This is a genomic window from Hymenobacter lapidiphilus (assembly GCF_003417065.2).
In the GTDB taxonomy this organism is placed as follows: Bacteria; Bacteroidota; Bacteroidia; order Cytophagales; family Hymenobacteraceae; genus Hymenobacter.
On record NZ_QVLT01000001.1, the window covers coordinates 1 to 16,386 of the forward strand.

Annotated in this window: 17 protein-coding genes and 2 pseudogenes; 6 read left to right on the plus strand and 13 right to left on the minus strand. The window is 61.1% G+C overall.

Annotation, left to right across the window (positions count from 1 at the left end; all coding sequences use genetic code 11):
• Together D0N36_RS19420 and D0N36_RS00005 are read left to right on the plus strand one after the other, a co-directional pair.
• Positions 1-132: pseudogene (locus D0N36_RS19420) on the plus strand (IS481 family transposase); the annotation flags it as partial.
• Between the two features lie 233 nt (positions 133-365).
• Positions 366-788, plus strand: coding sequence for a hypothetical protein (locus D0N36_RS00005; RefSeq protein ID WP_147320691.1), 423 nt, complete (start codon positions 366-368; stop codon positions 786-788).
• Between the two features lie 13 nt (positions 789-801).
• Here D0N36_RS00005 and rfbD read toward each other — a convergent pair whose 3' ends face one another.
• From rfbD to D0N36_RS00025, 4 genes and pseudogenes are all read right to left on the minus strand, one after another.
• On the minus strand, positions 802-1,668 hold the full coding sequence (rfbD, locus tag D0N36_RS00010) for a dTDP-4-dehydrorhamnose reductase (RefSeq protein ID WP_116939029.1): 867 nt from the start codon (positions 1,666-1,668) through the stop codon (positions 802-804).
• 49 nt (positions 1,669-1,717) lie between these two features.
• Positions 1,718-2,664: pseudogene (locus D0N36_RS20185) on the minus strand (TIGR03915 family putative DNA repair protein).
• A 69-nt stretch (positions 2,665-2,733) separates the two neighbouring features.
• Positions 2,734-2,928, minus strand: a complete 195-nt coding sequence (locus tag D0N36_RS00020) for a hypothetical protein (RefSeq protein ID WP_116939030.1) — start codon at positions 2,926-2,928, stop codon at positions 2,734-2,736.
• A gap of 105 nt (positions 2,929-3,033) precedes the next feature.
• Positions 3,034-4,302, minus strand: a complete 1,269-nt coding sequence (locus D0N36_RS00025) for a putative DNA modification/repair radical SAM protein (RefSeq protein ID WP_116939031.1) — start codon at positions 4,300-4,302, stop codon at positions 3,034-3,036.
• A gap of 296 nt (positions 4,303-4,598) precedes the next feature.
• Between D0N36_RS00025 and D0N36_RS00035 the strand changes: the two genes are divergently transcribed.
• The 4 genes from D0N36_RS00035 (at position 4,599) to D0N36_RS00050 (ending at position 8,910) form a co-directional block, all read left to right on the plus strand.
• The gene (locus D0N36_RS00035; RefSeq protein ID WP_116939032.1) at positions 4,599-6,509 is read left to right on the plus strand and encodes a BamA/TamA family outer membrane protein; all 1,911 of its coding nucleotides are present in this window, start codon (positions 4,599-4,601) and stop codon (positions 6,507-6,509) included.
• A 181-nt stretch (positions 6,510-6,690) separates the two neighbouring features.
• The gene (locus D0N36_RS00040) at positions 6,691-7,521 is read left to right on the plus strand and encodes a CvfB family protein (protein ID WP_116939033.1); all 831 of its coding nucleotides are present in this window, start codon (positions 6,691-6,693) and stop codon (positions 7,519-7,521) included.
• A gap of 113 nt (positions 7,522-7,634) precedes the next feature.
• Entirely contained in the window at positions 7,635-8,312 is a 678-nt protein-coding gene (locus D0N36_RS00045; protein WP_116939034.1) for an NAD(P)H-binding protein, read from the plus strand.
• Between the two features lie 58 nt (positions 8,313-8,370).
• A complete protein-coding gene (locus D0N36_RS00050; RefSeq protein WP_116939035.1) occupies positions 8,371-8,910 on the plus strand; it encodes a hypothetical protein in 540 nt (179 codons plus the stop codon).
• Positions 8,911-8,995: 85 nt separating this feature from the next.
• Here the strand turns inward: D0N36_RS00050 and D0N36_RS00055 are convergent, their stop codons facing one another.
• From D0N36_RS00055 to D0N36_RS00095, 9 genes are all read right to left on the minus strand, one after another.
• On the minus strand, positions 8,996-9,253 hold the full coding sequence (locus tag D0N36_RS00055) for a hypothetical protein (protein ID WP_116939036.1): 258 nt from the start codon (positions 9,251-9,253) through the stop codon (positions 8,996-8,998).
• Between the two features lie 227 nt (positions 9,254-9,480).
• Positions 9,481-10,137 (minus strand): OmpH/Skp family outer membrane protein, encoded by a 657-nt coding sequence (locus D0N36_RS00060; protein ID WP_116939037.1) that lies wholly within the window; start codon positions 10,135-10,137, stop codon positions 9,481-9,483.
• A gap of 81 nt (positions 10,138-10,218) precedes the next feature.
• Positions 10,219-11,316, minus strand: coding sequence for a succinylglutamate desuccinylase/aspartoacylase family protein (locus D0N36_RS00065; protein WP_116939038.1), 1,098 nt, complete (start codon positions 11,314-11,316; stop codon positions 10,219-10,221).
• Between the two features lie 151 nt (positions 11,317-11,467).
• Positions 11,468-12,370 carry a 30S ribosomal protein S6--L-glutamate ligase gene (rimK, locus tag D0N36_RS00070; protein WP_116939039.1) on the minus strand — a complete coding sequence of 301 codons (903 nt, stop codon included), beginning with the start codon at positions 12,368-12,370 and terminating at the stop codon, positions 11,468-11,470.
• 101 nt (positions 12,371-12,471) lie between these two features.
• Complete coding sequence (locus tag D0N36_RS00075) at positions 12,472-12,936, minus strand: ATP-dependent zinc protease family protein (RefSeq protein WP_116939040.1); 465 nt, start codon at positions 12,934-12,936, stop codon at positions 12,472-12,474.
• Between the two features lie 125 nt (positions 12,937-13,061).
• Positions 13,062-14,186, minus strand: a complete 1,125-nt coding sequence (locus D0N36_RS00080; protein WP_116939041.1) for a PQQ-dependent sugar dehydrogenase — start codon at positions 14,184-14,186, stop codon at positions 13,062-13,064.
• A 78-nt stretch (positions 14,187-14,264) separates the two neighbouring features.
• Positions 14,265-14,552 (minus strand): 2TM domain-containing protein, encoded by a 288-nt coding sequence (locus D0N36_RS00085; protein ID WP_116939042.1) that lies wholly within the window; start codon positions 14,550-14,552, stop codon positions 14,265-14,267.
• A gap of 150 nt (positions 14,553-14,702) precedes the next feature.
• Positions 14,703-15,257 carry a DUF502 domain-containing protein gene (locus tag D0N36_RS00090; protein ID WP_116939043.1) on the minus strand — a complete coding sequence of 185 codons (555 nt, stop codon included), beginning with the start codon at positions 15,255-15,257 and terminating at the stop codon, positions 14,703-14,705.
• 159 nt (positions 15,258-15,416) lie between these two features.
• A complete protein-coding gene (locus D0N36_RS00095) occupies positions 15,417-16,301 on the minus strand; it encodes a 4-hydroxy-3-methylbut-2-enyl diphosphate reductase (protein WP_116939044.1) in 885 nt (294 codons plus the stop codon).
• Positions 16,302-16,386: the final 85 nt, after the last annotated feature.

Consider the following 16,386-nt stretch of genomic DNA (forward strand, 5'->3'; position numbering starts at 1 on the left):
TACAACCACGCCAAACGGCTTAAGACCTTGCGCGGCCTCACGCCACATGAATTTGTCTGTGCCGAGTGGCAGAAAAACCCCGTTAACTTTACCCAGGACCCGACCCACCTCACGCTGGGACTATACACTTAATGGCTGTTCAACATATTACGTAAATTCTAGCTTAATACCTTACCCTCTGCATCCTTTTGCTTCTGAATAGGCTCTGCTTAGAAATACAGTTATGGCCTGGAAAATCAACAGTCCATCTATGAAAAAGTACCTGCTACCTAAACTAAGTGGAGGGCTACTGGCACTTATTGGCGTTGCCGTGTCGGGATGCTGCTTTGACTGCATTGACCCCTTGGATTCTAAATTCCTGGAATTTGGCTTTTCTGCTGGCTGACAGCTCGGGTGTTACTGGTTTTCGCAGAGAAGAGTTACGGTCGGTATACGCCGTGATATATACCAGACCCGGATTTCAAAACCCGGCCGATACTATGCGCCAATTTGGGCCAGGTACACCTACTACAGATTTCAGAGGGCTGACTATCTACGCTTCACCTAACCAAAACCAATTTCATTTCTCGGTTTACGCCCAGCCCGGAACCCCATTCAGCTACCGCGTCTTTGTGCCTACTACAGGCAAAATCTTTAATATCGATAACGTATCCCATACTTTCAGCGAAGCCGAAGGCTCGTGCAAATGTCAGTATGTAGCTGAAAAGCGCTTTACCGTAAATGGGCAGCTTCAGGTGCAGCCGATTGGAGACGGCAAAAACAATCCGGTTGTTGTCTTGCCTCGCTAACCTTACTACCCGTTCAAACCGGCTGTTCCCCCAACCGCCCCATGCACTCCACTAAACTCGCGCGCCAGTGCGGAATGGCTAGGTTTAGCGCAGTTTTGATTTTGGTCTTGTCCATCACCGAGTAGGCAGGGCGGGTGGCTTTAGTGGGGTACTCGGCGGTGCGAATGGGCACAGCGCGGGTGGGCAGGCCACCCAACTCGAAAATAGCCGCTGCGAAGTCGTACCACGAGGTAACGCCTTCGTTGCTGTAGTGGTAGAGGCCGTAGGCGGTGCTGCCCGATTCGATGATGTGCAGCAGCGCGCCGGCCAGGTCGATGGCGTAGGTGGGCGTGCCCAGCTGGTCCCAGATGACGCGCATTTCGTCGCGCTCCTGGCCCAGGCGCAGCATGGTTTTCACGAAGTTGCCAGCGTACTCGGAGTAAAGCCAGCTGGTGCGCAGGATGAAATAGCGCCCGGCGTGCGCGGCTACCACCTGCTCGCCTTCCAGCTTGGTGAGGCCATACACGCTCAGGGGCGCGGTTTCGTCGGTTTCCGTGAGGGGCTCGTTGCCGGTGCCGGCAAACACGAAATCGGTGGACAGATGCAGTAGCGTGGCGTCGAATTCGGCGCAGAGGCGGGCTAGGTTTTCGGCTCCGTCGCGGTTCACCCGGCGGGCCAGGTCCACCTCGTCCTCGGCCTTATCGACGGCCGTATAGGCGGCGCAGTTGATGATGTAGGCCGGGCGGTGCTGCTCGAAGGTGGCCCGCAGGATCTCCTGGTTAAGAATATTCGCCTGCTCTTCAGCCAGAAATACGATGCTGGTAAAGCTGCGCGCCTGGGCAACAGATTGCAGGCACTGGCCCAACTGGCCGGAACCACCGAAAACGAGGGTTTTTTTCATAGTAAGCAGGGATAAATCGACCGCAAATTACGGCTTTCCCGCTTCCCTCCTACCCCTGCGCCTCCCCACCCGCGCCCAGCGCCGGGCCGCCGGGCTGCACGGGGCGCTTGTTGTTGATGGGCTGGAAGGGCCGCGCGCGGGGCTGTTTTTCGCTCAGATACTTCCAGTAGCGCAACGGCATGTGGCGGCGGTGCAGCTTCATGTTTTTGCGCTCCGGGATGTTCACATGGTCGAAATACGCCTGCCAGAGCAGTTGAAACAGCGGCTCCCGCTCGTCGAGCACGGTGGCCGATACGGCGGCCCGGCGCGTGGGGGCCGCCCCGGCGTCGAACTGCACGATGTCGGTGCGGGTGAGGTCGTAGTAGAGACCGTAGGAGCGGCGGCGGTCGAAAATCAGCAGCGCTGGTCGGCGTAGCGTGTGGTGAAGTGGGGCGCGATGAGCGGCAGCACATCGAAATCGGGCTCGATGGTGGCGTGGAATAGGCCGTCGGCGGTTTTTTCGAAGCGCACGAAGGCCTCCATGCGGTGCTTTTCGCGGTACATCTGCTGGGCTAGCCGCTGCACCCGGCGCACGTTGTCGTCGGTGTAGTTCTCGGCAATGTCGCGGCCGGCGCGCATGGCCGTGTCGGCGTAGCGGAACACCAGCAGCTCCCGATTCGCGTCCTCGCTCAGAAACACGTGAAACAGGCGCGTGCGGGCCTCCTTATCCATGTAGCGCAGCAGCCCGTCCCAGACGCGGGCGGCGGCCGCCTCATCGGTATCCACTTCCACCGGCCGGGCAAACAGGCCACCCTGCACCGCACCCAGCGGCTGGATGCTATTAGGTGCCGCCTTGCGGTCGTACACCTGAAAGACCACCGTTAGCAGCCCCTCAAACGAGCCGTCGTAGGCGTAATCCAGAGGTGGGTTTCGCAGCTCGGGCGCGGCCTGGCGGCGGGTGGCGGCCACGGCCAGCGCTTCGGCCGCCGAGCGGCGCGGAGTTAGGGAACGGGACATGGAGTGAGCAACCTGGCGGGTGGTATAGGAGGCGGCGGGTGTGGTGCCGCAGCGTTTATCAGGACAGGCTTATGCGGCCCGCCGTGGCTGCCGAAACTTACCGTTGTTGCGGGCGGCGTCCTGGTGCATGCGCAATACCACCGGCAGCAGGTCCGAAAGCCTGCAGCAGCAGGCCACGCGGGCTACTTTCAGCGGGGTGGAAGTCGGCGACGAGGCAACGGCAGAATCTTCAGCGGTGGCGGCGGTACGGTGCGAAACAGTCATCGTTAGTGCTTAGTTTTTAGTATGTAGTGCTTAGTTAGTAGTGTACAGTACGCGCGGGCAGTTTCGAACGACCTAGGCACTACACACTAAAAGCTAAGCACTAAATCAAGAGGCTTGAGCAAACAAATCGAGTTGCTGGGTGACGAGGGCGGAGCGGACGGAGCCGGCCCCGAACAAAATCTGGCGGCGGATGGTCTGCTCGTCGTAGTCGCGGCGCTCCAGGGCCTGGCCACGGCAGGTAAGGAAGAACTTGGCCCGCTTGAGCACCACCCCGAACTTGTGCAGGTGGTCGAGCCCCAACGGCGTGAAGCGGCGAGCGGCCACGATACGCTTAGCCGAGCGCGCGCCCACACCCGGAATCCGCAGAATCATCTCGAAGTCGGCCGTATTCACGTCCACCGGGAATACGTGGCGGTTACGCAGGGCCCAGGCCAGTTTGGGGTCCACTTCGAGGTCGAGGAAGGGGTGCGCGGGGTCGAGGATTTCGTCGGCCTGGAAGCCGTAGAAGCGCATGAGCCAGTCGGACTGGTAGAGGCGGTGCTCGCGGATGAGCGGCGGCTGCGTCACCTGGGGCAGGCGGGCGTCGTCGGTGACGGGGATATAGCCCGAGTAGTACACCCGCTTCAGGCCATAGCCCTTGTAGAGCGAGTCACTCAGGTTGATGATTTGCAGATCGTTTTCCTCGGAAGCACCCACAATGAGCTGGGTGCTTTGGCCGGCGGTGGCGAACTGGGGCACTTTCTTGAACAGCGCCTTTTCTTCCTTGGTGCGGATGATGCCGTCCCGAATCTGAGCCATCGGGGTCAGAATCTCTTCGTAGTTTTTCTCGGGCGCCAGGTTCTGCAGGGCCATTTCCGAGGGCAGCTCAATGTTCACGCTCAGCCGGTCGGCGTACAGGCCGGCCTCCTGAATCAGCTCTTCCGAAGCCCCCGGAATGGCCTTGACATGGATATAGCCGTTGAATTTATGCTCGGTGCGCAGCTTCTTAACGATGCGTACCAGCCGCTCCATCGTATAGTCGGGCGAGGAGAAGATGCCGCTGCTCAGAAACAAGCCCTCGATGTAATTGCGGCGGTAGAAGTTCATGGTCAGGTCCACTACTTCGTCCACCGTAAAAGCAGCGCGCTTTACGTTGTTGCTCTTGCGTGACACGCAGTAGGCGCAGTCGAAAATGCAATGATTGGTAAGCAGAATCTTGAGCAAACTCACGCAACGACCGTCTTCGGTGTAGCTGTGGCAGATGCCCATGCCCTCGGCGTTGCCCAGGCCCTTGTCCACGTTTTTGCGCTTGCCGCCGCTGCTGCTGCACGACACGTCGTACTTGGCGGCGTCTGCCAATATGCTTAGCTTCTCCTGAATGCGCTCTTCGTTCATAAGGCCGATTTCTGGCTTAAAAATAGTTTTTATCGCGCACACACGCAAGCTTTATAAGACTAATTACATTGGAATCGTTCCGGATTTCGGCAGTAAAATCGGGTTGTTTTTTGAAGCAGTAGCAGGGACCGTTGGGATACACCGCGAAGCGCCTGCTTCGCATATTGTTGAACGAAATCGTTATTACGTCAGCTATGATATCGTTCAATGAGGCGCGAAGCTGGCGCTTGGCGCTACAGCCCCGGAGTGCCCCAAACCCCGGCTGGCGTCGTACCTTGTTTCTTTCCCGCGTCCGGATGATAAAGTGCGTGCTACGGCTGCTGATTTTGCTGCTCTGGCTGGGGGCCGGCCTTGCGCCGGCCACTGCCCAGACGGCCCCGCCGTTGCTGCCCGACACCACCCGACCGACCGCCGACATCCGCCCCGACTCGCTTCGTCGCCGCTTCGACCAGGAGCGCATGCTCAACGGGCTCAAAAACTACACCCGGCGCAAAACTATTCTGGGGCGGGCGGCGGCGGCTGTTTTTTCGTTCCGCGAGCGGCGCGAAGATCAGGCCGGCCTCGACGCGGCCCTGCTCGACCGGCAGTTCGAACAGCACAACTACAAAATCGTGCGCCGCATCCGCATTACGTCCCTCGATGCCTTTGGCTACAGTATCTCCGACTCGTTGCGGGTGCCGCGCAACATTCTGGAGAAAACCGGCAACGCGTTTCACATGAAAACCCGGCCTTCGCGGGTGCGGCAGGTGCTGCTGCTGCGCGAAGGCCGCGAGCTGGAGCCCCAGGCCCTGGCCGAATCGGAACGCTTGCTGCGCCAGACCGACGAGATTCTGGACGCCCGCGTGTACGTGGATGAGCGCACCGCTACCCCCGACAGCGTGGATGTGGTGGTGATTACCAAGGACCTGTTCAGCCTGAATGGCTCGTTTCAGCTGCGCGACGTGGGTTCGGGCGTGGCCGGGCTGCGCGATGTGAACTTCCTGGGCATGGGCCACCAGTTTAAAAACCGCTACGCGTACGGCCGCACCGATGATGGCCCGCGCGCCCAATCGTGGGCCTATGAGGGCAGCTACCGGATACCGTTCCGCGACTTCGTGTACGCCGGGGCCACCTACCGCGACGAAACCCGCCGCCGCGAGGGCAGCATCGGCATCTCGCGCGATTTCTACTCCATCAACACCCGTTACGCCGGGGCCATCAGCTACAGCTTCTTCGACTGGCTCTACACCACCGCCGGCGACGGCTCGGCCGAGAAGCCCTACGAGTTTCAGGCCCTGCGCTACAACACCCAGGACGCCTGGGTGGGCCGCGCTTTCCAGCCCCGCAGCTACGACCTGGGCTACGAAAGCCCCGGCCGCATTATCGCGGCGGCCCGCCTGGTCCGGACTTCGTACCAGGAGAAGCCTTTCGACTTTCTGCAGAGCGCCAACCTGATGCTGGGCACGGTGGGTTACAGCGTGCGCCGCTATTATAAGGACAAGTACCTGTTCGGCTTCGGCCGCACCGAGGATATTCCGACCGGCTCGCTGGTGAGCTTCACGGCCGGCTACGAGTTCAACCCGGCCGGTAACCGCCGCTACTACGGCGTGCGCCTGTCGTCGGCCACCTACCGGCCGCAGCGGGGCTACCTGTACCTGAGCGGCGAGTTCGGCGGCTTCGTGCGGGGCCGCAGCAACGACTGGCAGCAGGGCCTGCTGAGCGGCGAAATCCTGTATTTTACCCGGCTATACAGCACCGGCAACTTCCAGTGGCGGCACTTCCTGTGGCAGCGCTCGGCGCTGGGGCTGCACCGCTTCGCCAACGAGTACCTTACCATTGATGGCGAGCGGGGCCTGCGCGGGTTCCGGCCCACCGGCCCGCTCACCGGCACCAGCCGCGTTACGCTCAACTACGAGGCCACCATGTACACGCCCGTCTCGTTTCTGGGCTTCCGGATGGCCGTGGTGGGCTTCGCCGATGTGGCCTGGCTCAATGCCACCAAGCCCGACCGGCTGCTGCCCTTCTTCGAGAAGCCCTACACCGGCATCGGCATGGGTCTGCGCTTCCGCAACGAGTACACCGCCATCCGCACCATTCAGCTCACGCTGGGCTTCTACCCCCGCGGCCTCGGCGCGCCCAACGGCATCCGCATCTTCGAAAACTCGCGCTCCTACTACGACTTCTCCGACTTCAGCTTCGGCCAGCCCGGCGTCACGCGGTTTCAGTAGCGGTGAGCGGTGAGCGGTGAGCGGTGAGCGGTGAGCGGTGAGCGGTGAGCGGTGAGCAGGCTACGGGATTTAGCGGGCGCGGTTGGGTTGATTGGCTCTGCCCCTACCCTTTGCGTACCTTCGCGCCAAGCTCCAAGGGCCGCACCCGGTCATGGTTAATTTTCAACTTTTAATTGAGAGAATGATTCTCGGTGATTTCAACGACCTGGAAGTGGTGCGGGAGGTGGATTTCGGCCTCTACCTGACCTCCGACGACGGCGACCTGCTGCTGCCGCGCAAGTACGTGGAGCCGGGCACCCAAATCGGTGATGTGGTGCGCGTGTTTGTGTACCGCGACTCGGAGGACCGCCTGATTGCCACCAACCTGGAACCCTTTGCCCGCGTGGGCCAGTTCGCGGCCCTCACCGTGCGCGACGTAACGCCCACCGGCGCGTTCCTGGATTGGGGCCTGGAAAAAGACCTGTTGCTGCCCTACCGCAACCAGCGCCGCAACCTGCGCCCCGGCGAGCGGGCCACCGTGTTCGTGTACCTCGACGACACCTCGGACCGCATTGTAGCCTCGGCCAAGTGGGAGTGGTTCCTCAGCTCCGACCCGTTTCCCGGCAAAGTGGGCGACGCGGCCGAGCTTTTCGTGGCTGAGGAAACCGATTTGGGCTACAAGATGCTGGTCGATGGCACCCACCAGGGCCTCATTTTCCACAACGAGGTGTTCAAGCCCCTGCGCCTCGGCGACGTGCACACCGGCTACATCCGCGCCATTCGCCCCGACGGTAAACTCGACCTGAGCCTGCAGCAAATCGGCTACGACGAGGCCCGCGCCCAGTCCGACACGCTACTTGAAGCCCTGCGCGCCGCCCCCGAAGGGCGCCTGCCCCTGGGCGACAAAAGCCTGGCCGACGACGTGTACCGCCGCCTGGGCATGAGCAAGAAAATCTTCAAAAAGGCCTTGGGCGCGCTCTACAAGCAGGGTTTGGTCGATCTGGCCCCCGAGCACACCCAGCTGCGCAGCTAACTAACCCGGGCTATGCAGAACGGCGTAGGGGCGGGGCTTGCCCCCGCCCCTACCTGCTCCCTCAGCTTCTTCACGTAGCTCAGAATAACCTGCTCAGTTAACACCTAACCAAGATGCCCAAAACTGCTCTCATTGCCGGTGCCAGCGGCCTGATTGGCCAACAGCTGCTGCCGCTACTGCTCGCCTCGGCCCGCTACAGCCGCGTTATTGCATTGGTTCGCACACCGCTACCGATGGTGCACGAAAAGCTGGAGCAGCTGGTTGTCGACTTCGAGCGCCTCGCCGACTACCGGCAGCAGCTCGTGGCCGACGACGTATTCTGCTGCCTGGGCACTACCATGCGGCAGGCGGGCTCGCGCGAGGCGTTTTACAAGGTCGATTTCACCTACGTGGTGGAGTTGGCCAAGCTGGCCGCCACCAACTTCGGCGGGCAATTGCTGGTCGTATCGTCGTTGGGAGCCGATGCCCGGGCGCGGGCCTATTACTTGCGGGTGAAGGGCGAAATGGAGGAAGCCGTGCGCCAGACTACGTTTCATGCCGTGCATATTTTCCGGCCCTCGCTGCTGCTGGGCCACCGGGCCACCCCGCACCCCAACGAGCGGCTGGCCACCGCACTTCTGGCCGTGCTGAAACCACTGCTACGCGGCCCGTTGCGCCCCTACCGCGCCATTGCCGCCGATACGGTAGCCCGCGCCATGCTCCGCGCCGCCGAAGATGATGGCGGCGGCATCCGCATCCATCCTTCTGATGCTATTGCCCGCGAAGGTGGGGCAAGGATTTCAGCCGGATAGTGGGAGGCATGTTGTACTTTTGCGGGGAATTCCGATTTCTCCAATTCACCTTCCCTGTATGAAATTCTGGCTGACTGGCGCTTTGGCGCTGGGAGTATTGGCGGCGGGCACTCCGGCGCTGGCACAAAAAAAGAGCAACAGTGGCTACACTACCGGCATCGGCCTGCGGGCCGGCGGCTGGTCGTCGGGTCTCACGGTAAAGCACTTCCTGAGTGGCAAGAACGGCGTGGCCGTAGAGGGCCTGCTCACGCGTGAGTATGCCGCCCGTGGTGGCCGCCTGACGCTGCTACTGGAGAAACACCTGCCTATTTCCGATTTCAAAGGCCTGCAGTTTTACTACGGCGCCGGCGCGCACCTGGGCGTCTATCAGGGCCGCTACTACTTCGAAGATTCCCGCTTCGGCCGCAAGAAAAACAGGTATTATTACGACGACCAAAACCAACTGGTAGCCGGGGCCGACCTCATTCTGGGCCTCGAGTACAAGCTACCCGACCTGCCTTTCGTAGTGGCGCTGGACTACAAGCCATTTTTTGAAGTATTCCGAGGATACACCGGCTTATACAATGACGCGGCCGTAAGCCTGCGCTTCGTTTTCTAACATCAGCCAAGCATTAGAACAACCACTGCCGAACTCCTGCCGCACTGTGCGTCAGATGGCAGTGGTTATTTTGGGCCCCGCCTGCTTACCGCAGCCGGCCAGAAAAGCGGTGCGGGCGGTACGGGTAATAGGCGCGCGGTGCAGGCTTTACAATTACCGCCCGCCTCGGCGCCACCACCACCGGCCGTGGAGCCATCACGACCACTGGCGCGGGGCGGTAATACGGCCGCGGACGCACCACCACAGCCGCTGGGCGGGCCGAGGCCACGCAGCCGCTCAACAGCCCGGACGAAACAATGGCCAGCAAGGCCAGCAATACGGGAAAGAACGAATGCTTTTTCATAGTGAGCAGAAAAGGAGTAAACCACCCCGCCTTGAGCGGCGAGGCTACCCACTTAGAAGCTGCTGCTGCCCCAGAGTTTAACCGGCCTGTACGCTGCCACTCGGCAAAGGCCAGCTGCCTGCGTAAACCACCGGCGGGAATCAGCCCAAAGCCCGGCCGACGTAAAACGCCCAACGCGACTCAGTGAGTCGGGCCGTTGGGCGTTTCGGGCGGGTACAAGCGTACGGCTACTTTTTGCCCGCGTACTCCTTGTTAAGGTATTTGAGCACCGGCGTGGTAATGTCGAGGTCTTTGCGGCCGTAGGCAATGTTGCCGGCGCCGGTAGCCAGAATCAGGCGGTAGCCGTTGGCTTTGCCGTACTTCTCAATCTGCTTGTTCACGCGGCCCATCACCTGGTCGTTTAGCTTGGCCTGCTCCTGCTGGGCCTGGCCCTGGAGACGCTCCTGCTCCTGGCCTACCTTCATCTGCTGGGCCTGTAGCTGCTGCTCGGTGGTGGCGCGCTGCTCGGCACTCATGCCCTCGGCTTTCTGCTGATACTGCTGCACGGCCGCCTGGAAGCTGGTTACGAGCTTTTTGTTCTGGGCTTCCCAGCCGCGGGCCTTCGCTTCAAGCCGCTTGCTGGCGTCCTTCATGCCCTGGTATTCTTCCAACAGCCGGTTGGTTTCTACGTAGGCTACCTTGTTGGTGTCGGCCAGCGCGGCCGGGGTTAGGGGCACTTCAGGTTCCTCAGGCTCTGCGGCGGTTGTGTCGGCGGGGGCGGCGGCTATGGGCGCGGACGCGGGGGCCGGTTTGGCCGGTTTACCGCTGGCGAAATGCAAGTAAAACAGCACGGCCACGGCCACAACCAGCAGCGCATTTACAATCAGTTGAGTGGAGTTTTTCATTCAGAAAGCAAGAAGAAGCAAAAAGCTACCGAAGGGCAGCGGGGCAAAAGTACAGGGAATAGGCGAATCGGTGCCCCGCGCCTACCACACTTCGTTGCCGTGGCCGTCGTCGTGGGGGGCGGGGTCTTCGGCGCGGTCCACCTCGTTCACGTCTTCCTCGGTGCGCTTGATGGGCTTTTCGTCGAAGGGCACCACTAAATCGGCGCGGCTGGGGGCGGCATCGAGGCGGGCCACGTGTACCAGCGCATCGCCCTGATTCACGACCGGCATGTGGTTGAGGCCGATAATGTAGCCCGTCACCGGCGACTCCAGCCGCACCGACCGCTCGCCATAGGGGTCGGCCACCGAGCCGTAGGCCTGCCCTTCCTCTACATGCTGGCCCAGCTGCACCAGGCTACGGAAAATACCGGCGTAGCGCGCCCGCAGCCAGGTAGAGCGCAGGCACACCACTGTTGGTTGGGCCGGAGCCGGCGCCTCGGCCACCATGCCCAGATGGTGTAGCACCCGCAGCGTACCGGCAATGCCCAGGTCGATACCCGGCTCATCAAGCCGCATCGACTCGCCAGTTTCGTACACGATAATGCGGCGGCCCTGCTGCATGGCCGTTTCGCGTAGCGAGCCGGGCCGCAGACTGGCGTGCAGCGTAAAGGGCGCGGCAAAAGCAGCAGCCAGCGCGTCGGTTTCGGCATCTTCGTGCAACAGGCAGCGGATTTGCGGGATGTTGGCCCGCGTGGCCCCGCCCGTATGAAAATCGATGCCGTAATCAATGAGCGGCATGATTTCGCGCATGAAGCGGTGGGCCACGCGGCTGGCCAGCGAGCCGCGCGGGTTGCCGGGGAAGCTGCGGTTCACGTCTTTGCCGTCGGGCACCTCGCGCGAGAAGTTGAGGAAGCCGTAGATGTTGAGGATGGGAATGGCGATGATGGTACCCCGTAGCGGCTGCAGCAGCTCGCGCCGGATAAGGCGGCGGATGGTTTCGATGCCGTTCACCTCGTCGCCGTGCATGCCGGCCATCAGCAGCACTGTCGGCCCCGGCTCCACGGCCCGGAATATGTGTACCGGAATATCAATTACCGTTCCCGAGGGCAGCCGCGAAATCACGAGCCGGGTCAGTACCCGCTCGCCGGGCCCGATGGTCAGGCCGTTCAGGCAAAGCTGGTCGGGGGCGGTTTGGGGCATTATCTGGAGGTTTGAATGAATGTATTGACAGAAAAAAGCCTGTCATCCTGAGCGGAGCGAAGGACCTATACAGAAGGCGCTATTTGATGTCAGCTTCGGTATAGGTCTCGCTCTGCTCAGGATGACAGGGGTCTAACTCGCTCTTTCCAACCTATACCTTGTTGCTGGAGGCTTTCCTTTTCTGAACCAGCTGCTCAGTGTATTCGATGACTTTGCCGGCAATATCGAGGCCGGTGGCGCGCTCGATGCCCTCGAGGCCGGGAGAGGAATTCACCTCCAACACCAGCGGGCCGCGGGCACTCTGCAACATATCGACGCCCGCAATGCCCAGGCCCAGCGACTTGGCGGCCAGCAACGCGGCGGCCTTCTCGGCCCGGCTCAGCTTCACGAGCATGCCCGAGCCGCCGCGGTGCAGGTTCGAGCGAAACTCGCCCTCCTTGCCCTGCCGCTTCATGGCGCCCACCACCTCACCGTTCACAATGAAGGCCCGCAAATCGGCACCCTTGCTTTCGGCAATAAACTCCTGCACAATAATGCGGGCCTTGAGGTTGTGGAAAGCCTCAATCACCGACTGGGCCGCCTTGGCCGATTCGGCCAGCACCACACCCAGGCCCTGGGTGCCTTCGAGGAGCTTGATGATGACCGGCGCCCCACCCACCTGCTCAATCATGGCCGGCACGTCGTCGGAGTAGTTGGTGAAGGCCGTTTTGGGCATACCCACGCCGGCGCGGCTCAGAATCTGCATCGAGCGCAGCTTGTCGCGGCTGCGCACGATGGACTGGCTGTCGATGGCCGTGCGCACCTTCATCATCTCGAACTGGCGTACCACGGCGCAGCCATAGAACGTCACCGAGGCGCCGATGCGCGGAATAATGGCCTCGATTCCTTCCAGCCGCTTGCCTTGGTAGATAATGCCGGGCTGGCCTTTTTCGAGCACCAGGTTGCAGTGCAGGTGGTCAATTACCACGGGCTCGTGGCCGCGCTGTTCGGCGGCTTCCACCAGTCGGCGGGTCGAATAGAGCTTCGGCTCACGCGATAGAATCGCTACTTTCATTTGGTTGCGGACTGAAGAGGCGAAAGAGGGGTGGTTGGAGCTTAGAGCTCAGTTACTAGAGCTTAGGGTGGAAGTGTATTCCGTGCACTAAGCACTAATAACTAGGCTCCAATCTCTAATAACTTGTACGATACGTTGCGCCGGGCCACATCCACCACCAACCGGGCCTGGCGCAGCAGCACCCGGCCCACAAGAACGGGATATTTCATGTCGGAACGGTCGGAAAGGGAGAACTCGGTGGTGAAATCCTGCCCGAACAGCCGGATAACAGCCTCGATTACGTAGCGTTGCTGCACTTCGCCGTTGGAGCTGCGAATGTCGCGCATTCCGAACCTATCGAAGGTCATGGGGGAGCCATCGAAGCGGGGGTGCGAGGGGTCGAGTAACTGCACGTGCAGGCGCGTGGTGCCCTGCGCGTCGGTTTCCTGGTGGATGTTGGAGCAGTGCAGCGCCCCGGTGTAGGCACCGGTATCCACCTTGGCCTCCACGCCCCAGAGCTGCAGGGTCGGAAAATCAACCAGCTCCCGCCGCCCCACCGTGCGCTTGGATTCACGTTGCTTTTTCATGGGGGGCAAAATACAAGTCAAAAATTAGGAAGTCAAAAGTCGAAGCAGTTCAAGCAGCTAATTGCTACTCACTCTGGCCACCTAAACCGCTCTGACTTTTGATTTCCCTGCTTTGAGCCTTACGCCTACCCCTTATAGCTGATGCGGTATACGGCGTCGTTCTGGTCGTCGGAAACGAGCAGCGAGCCGTCGGGCATTACCAGCAGGGCTACGGGGCGGCCCCAGGGCTTCTGGTTCTGCAGCCAGCCTTCGGCGAAGGTCTGGTAGCTGGTAGCCTGCTTGCCAGTGGCATCGAGTGTAACCAGCGTGATGCGGTAGCCGATTTTGTTGCTCCGGTTCCAGGAGCCGTGCTCGGGAATGAGAATCTGGTTCTGGTAACGGGCCGGAAACTGCCGGCCGGTGTAGAACTTCATGCCCAGCGCCGCTACGTGCGGCCCCAGCTTCCGGGCCGGCTTCACGTAAGTGTCGGCCGACTTGCCTTTACCAAACTCGGGGTCGGGCACGTCGCCGGCGAAGAAGTATGGGAAGCCGAAGTGCTGGCCAGGCTTGACGGCGCGGTTCAGTTCGTCGGCCGGCAGGTTGTCGCCGAGCTGGTCGCGGCCATTATCGGTAAACCAGAGGGCCTTGTCTTTGGGGCTCCAGTCGAAGCCGACCGTGTTGCGCACGCCGTAGGCGAAGGTTTCGAGGCCCGAGCCGTCGGGGTTCATGCGGTTGATGGTGGCGAAAATGGGCGTTTCGGGCAGGCAGCTGTTGCAGGGCGCGCCTACCGGCACGTACAGCTTGCCATCGGGCCCAAAGGCAATGTAGCGGTAGCCGTGCCACTCCTTATCGGGCAGGGCGGTGCTCACCACTACCGGCTTGGGCGGCTGCCTGAGCTTGGCGCCCACGTTGTCGTAGCGCAGAATGCGGTTGATTTCGGCCACGTAGAGGCTGCCGTTGCGCACGGCCACGCCGTTGGGCGCGTTCAGGCCCGAGGCCAGCGTAATCACCTCATCGGCGCGGCCGTCCTTATTTCGGTCGGGCAGGGCGAATACCTTGTCGTTTTTGGTGCCCACGTACACCGTGCCATCGGGACCCAAGGCTAGCTCGCGGGCGCTTTTCACGCCTTGGGCAAAGTAGCTGATGGTGAAGCCGGGCGGCAGCTTTACTTTGCTCAGGTTGGCGTAGGCCACTGGCACTGGGCCGGGCGTTACGGCAGAACTCAGGGCCAGCGGGACCAGCAGCAGGGGCAGGAAATGACGGCTTTTCATACTTCCCCTAACCCACCCCCGGCCGGGAAGGTTGCCCCGCCGGCTACCAGGCCACCCATATTTCGGGTCTGCCGGGCGCTAACGCAGTTCGTTGCGCTGCTGGCGCATGAGCTTCTCGTACTCGTGCTCCGAGCGGTCGGCCCAACCCAGGCCGCCGTAAGCTTTCAGCCCGCGGATAACCACGCCGATACCCCAGAAAAACGACACCCACAGCGGCCACGGAATGGGGCTGGAGTCGCGACCCGTGAAGGCCCACACAGCCCACAAAATGGCATTGACGAACAGGTAAGTGAGCAGGCCGGACTGAAATTTGGCGCGTTGGCGGGCCAGGCGCCAGAGTTGGGGGTCGCGGTCGGGAGTTTCCATGATCGGGAGGCGGTTAAGTGGTTGACTAGTATAAATATAGCCTTTCCCCTGATTTACCTCAACGAGTAGTTACCCAACCGTCGGCCGCCGCCCCCGAAGCGTCGAAAGCAACGGTTGAAGCGACACCGCCTGTCATCATTTGTCAGCCTTCTACCCCAGCCGCGACACGCCGCCGGAGACGATGAACTTCATGATTTCGCTGCTTGGCAGCTCCAGGTAGGTCACGTTTTCGATGGGCACCAGCACCAGCTCGCCCGAGAAGTTGTAGGAGTGCGGGAAGTACACGGCCAGCAGATCGTCGCGGGTAATGGCGGCCATGCTGGGTTGGGTCACGAAGCCCATTTTAAACACCTCGTCGGCACTATTGAGGCGCACCAGCACCGGACGGTTGAACTTCTGGTTGTCACCTACGAAGGCGTCGAACAGGTCTTTGAGGCTCGAATAGATGATGCTCACCAGGGGCGTGCGGTGTAGCAGCCGCTCGGTGATGATGAGGAAGGGCCGCACCAGAAACGACTTGGCCACGAAACCTACGGCCGTAATCAGCAGCACAGCCACCAGCAGCCCCAGCCCCGGCACGTCGAAGCTGAGGCCCGCAAACAGGTCGTCGAGCCAGCGCAGCAAAGCGAATAAAATGTAGGCCGTGAGCCCAATGGGAGCCACAATCAGAAAACCGCTCAGGAAGTAGTTAAGGTACCGGCGCATGGTTTGGGCTTGCTTGGTAATGCTTGAATAGAGTTGCGAAGATACTGTCATCCTGAGCGGAGCGAAGGACCTTATCTCGACAGTACAAATCGTTATAACGATGTTGTCCCAACGTGATAAGGTCCTTCGCTCCGCTCAGGATGACAAATGGTTTTTCGTCTACCCAATCAGCTCCCCAACTTCCTCGATGCGCCCCTTCACGCGCTCCATCAGCCACATGGGGGTACTGGTGGCGCCGCAGATGCCCACCGAGTCGGCCTCGTGGAACCAGGCTTCTTCCAGCTCCTGCTCGTTTTCCACGAAGTAGCTGCGCGGATTGGTTTGATTGACGACCGAGAACAGGGCCTTGCCGTTGGAGCTTTTGCGCCCGCTCACGAAGATGATAACGTCGTGCTGCTGGGCGAAAATGCGCAGGGCCGGCTCGCGGTTGCTCACCTGCCGGCAGATGCTGTCGTTGGCATCGAAGGAGTCGAGCGAGCCACCGGCCGCTTTTATGCGCTCCTCTATAACGGACTTCATGTGGTAGAAACCGGCCGTGCTCTTGGTGGTCTGGCTGAAGAGCGTGACGGGCCGCGTGAAATCCACCTGGTCGAGGTCGGCTTCAGTCATGACGATGATGGCCTGGTTGCGGGTCTGGCCCGTGAGGCCGGCTACTTCGGCGTGGCCAGGCTGGCCGTAAATCACAATCTGGCCCTGCTGGCGGTTCGAGGCGTCGAAGGCGTGTTTCACGCGGTTCTGCAGCTTGAGCACCACGGGGCAGGAGGCGTCAATCAGCTCCAGGTTGTTGCGCAGGGCCAGCTCGTAGGTGGCCGGCGGCTCGCCGTGGGCCCGGATGAGCACCTTAGCGTCATGAATTTCTTCAAGCTGCTCACGGTCGATGATGCGCAGGCCCAGCGCGTGCAGGCGCTCCACCTCCATGCGGTTGTGCACGATGTCGCCTAGACAGTACAGGCTACGCTCATTGGCCAGCTCGTCTTCGGCCATCTGAATGGCGAATTCGACGCCGAAGCAGTAACCGGAATTCTTATCAATGAGGACGTTCATGCGCGTATATTTTTATGCGGTAAGCTGCTGGCTGCTTGCCAGAATTTCGCGGGTCAGACTGCAGAGAAAACCAACTGCTGGGGTG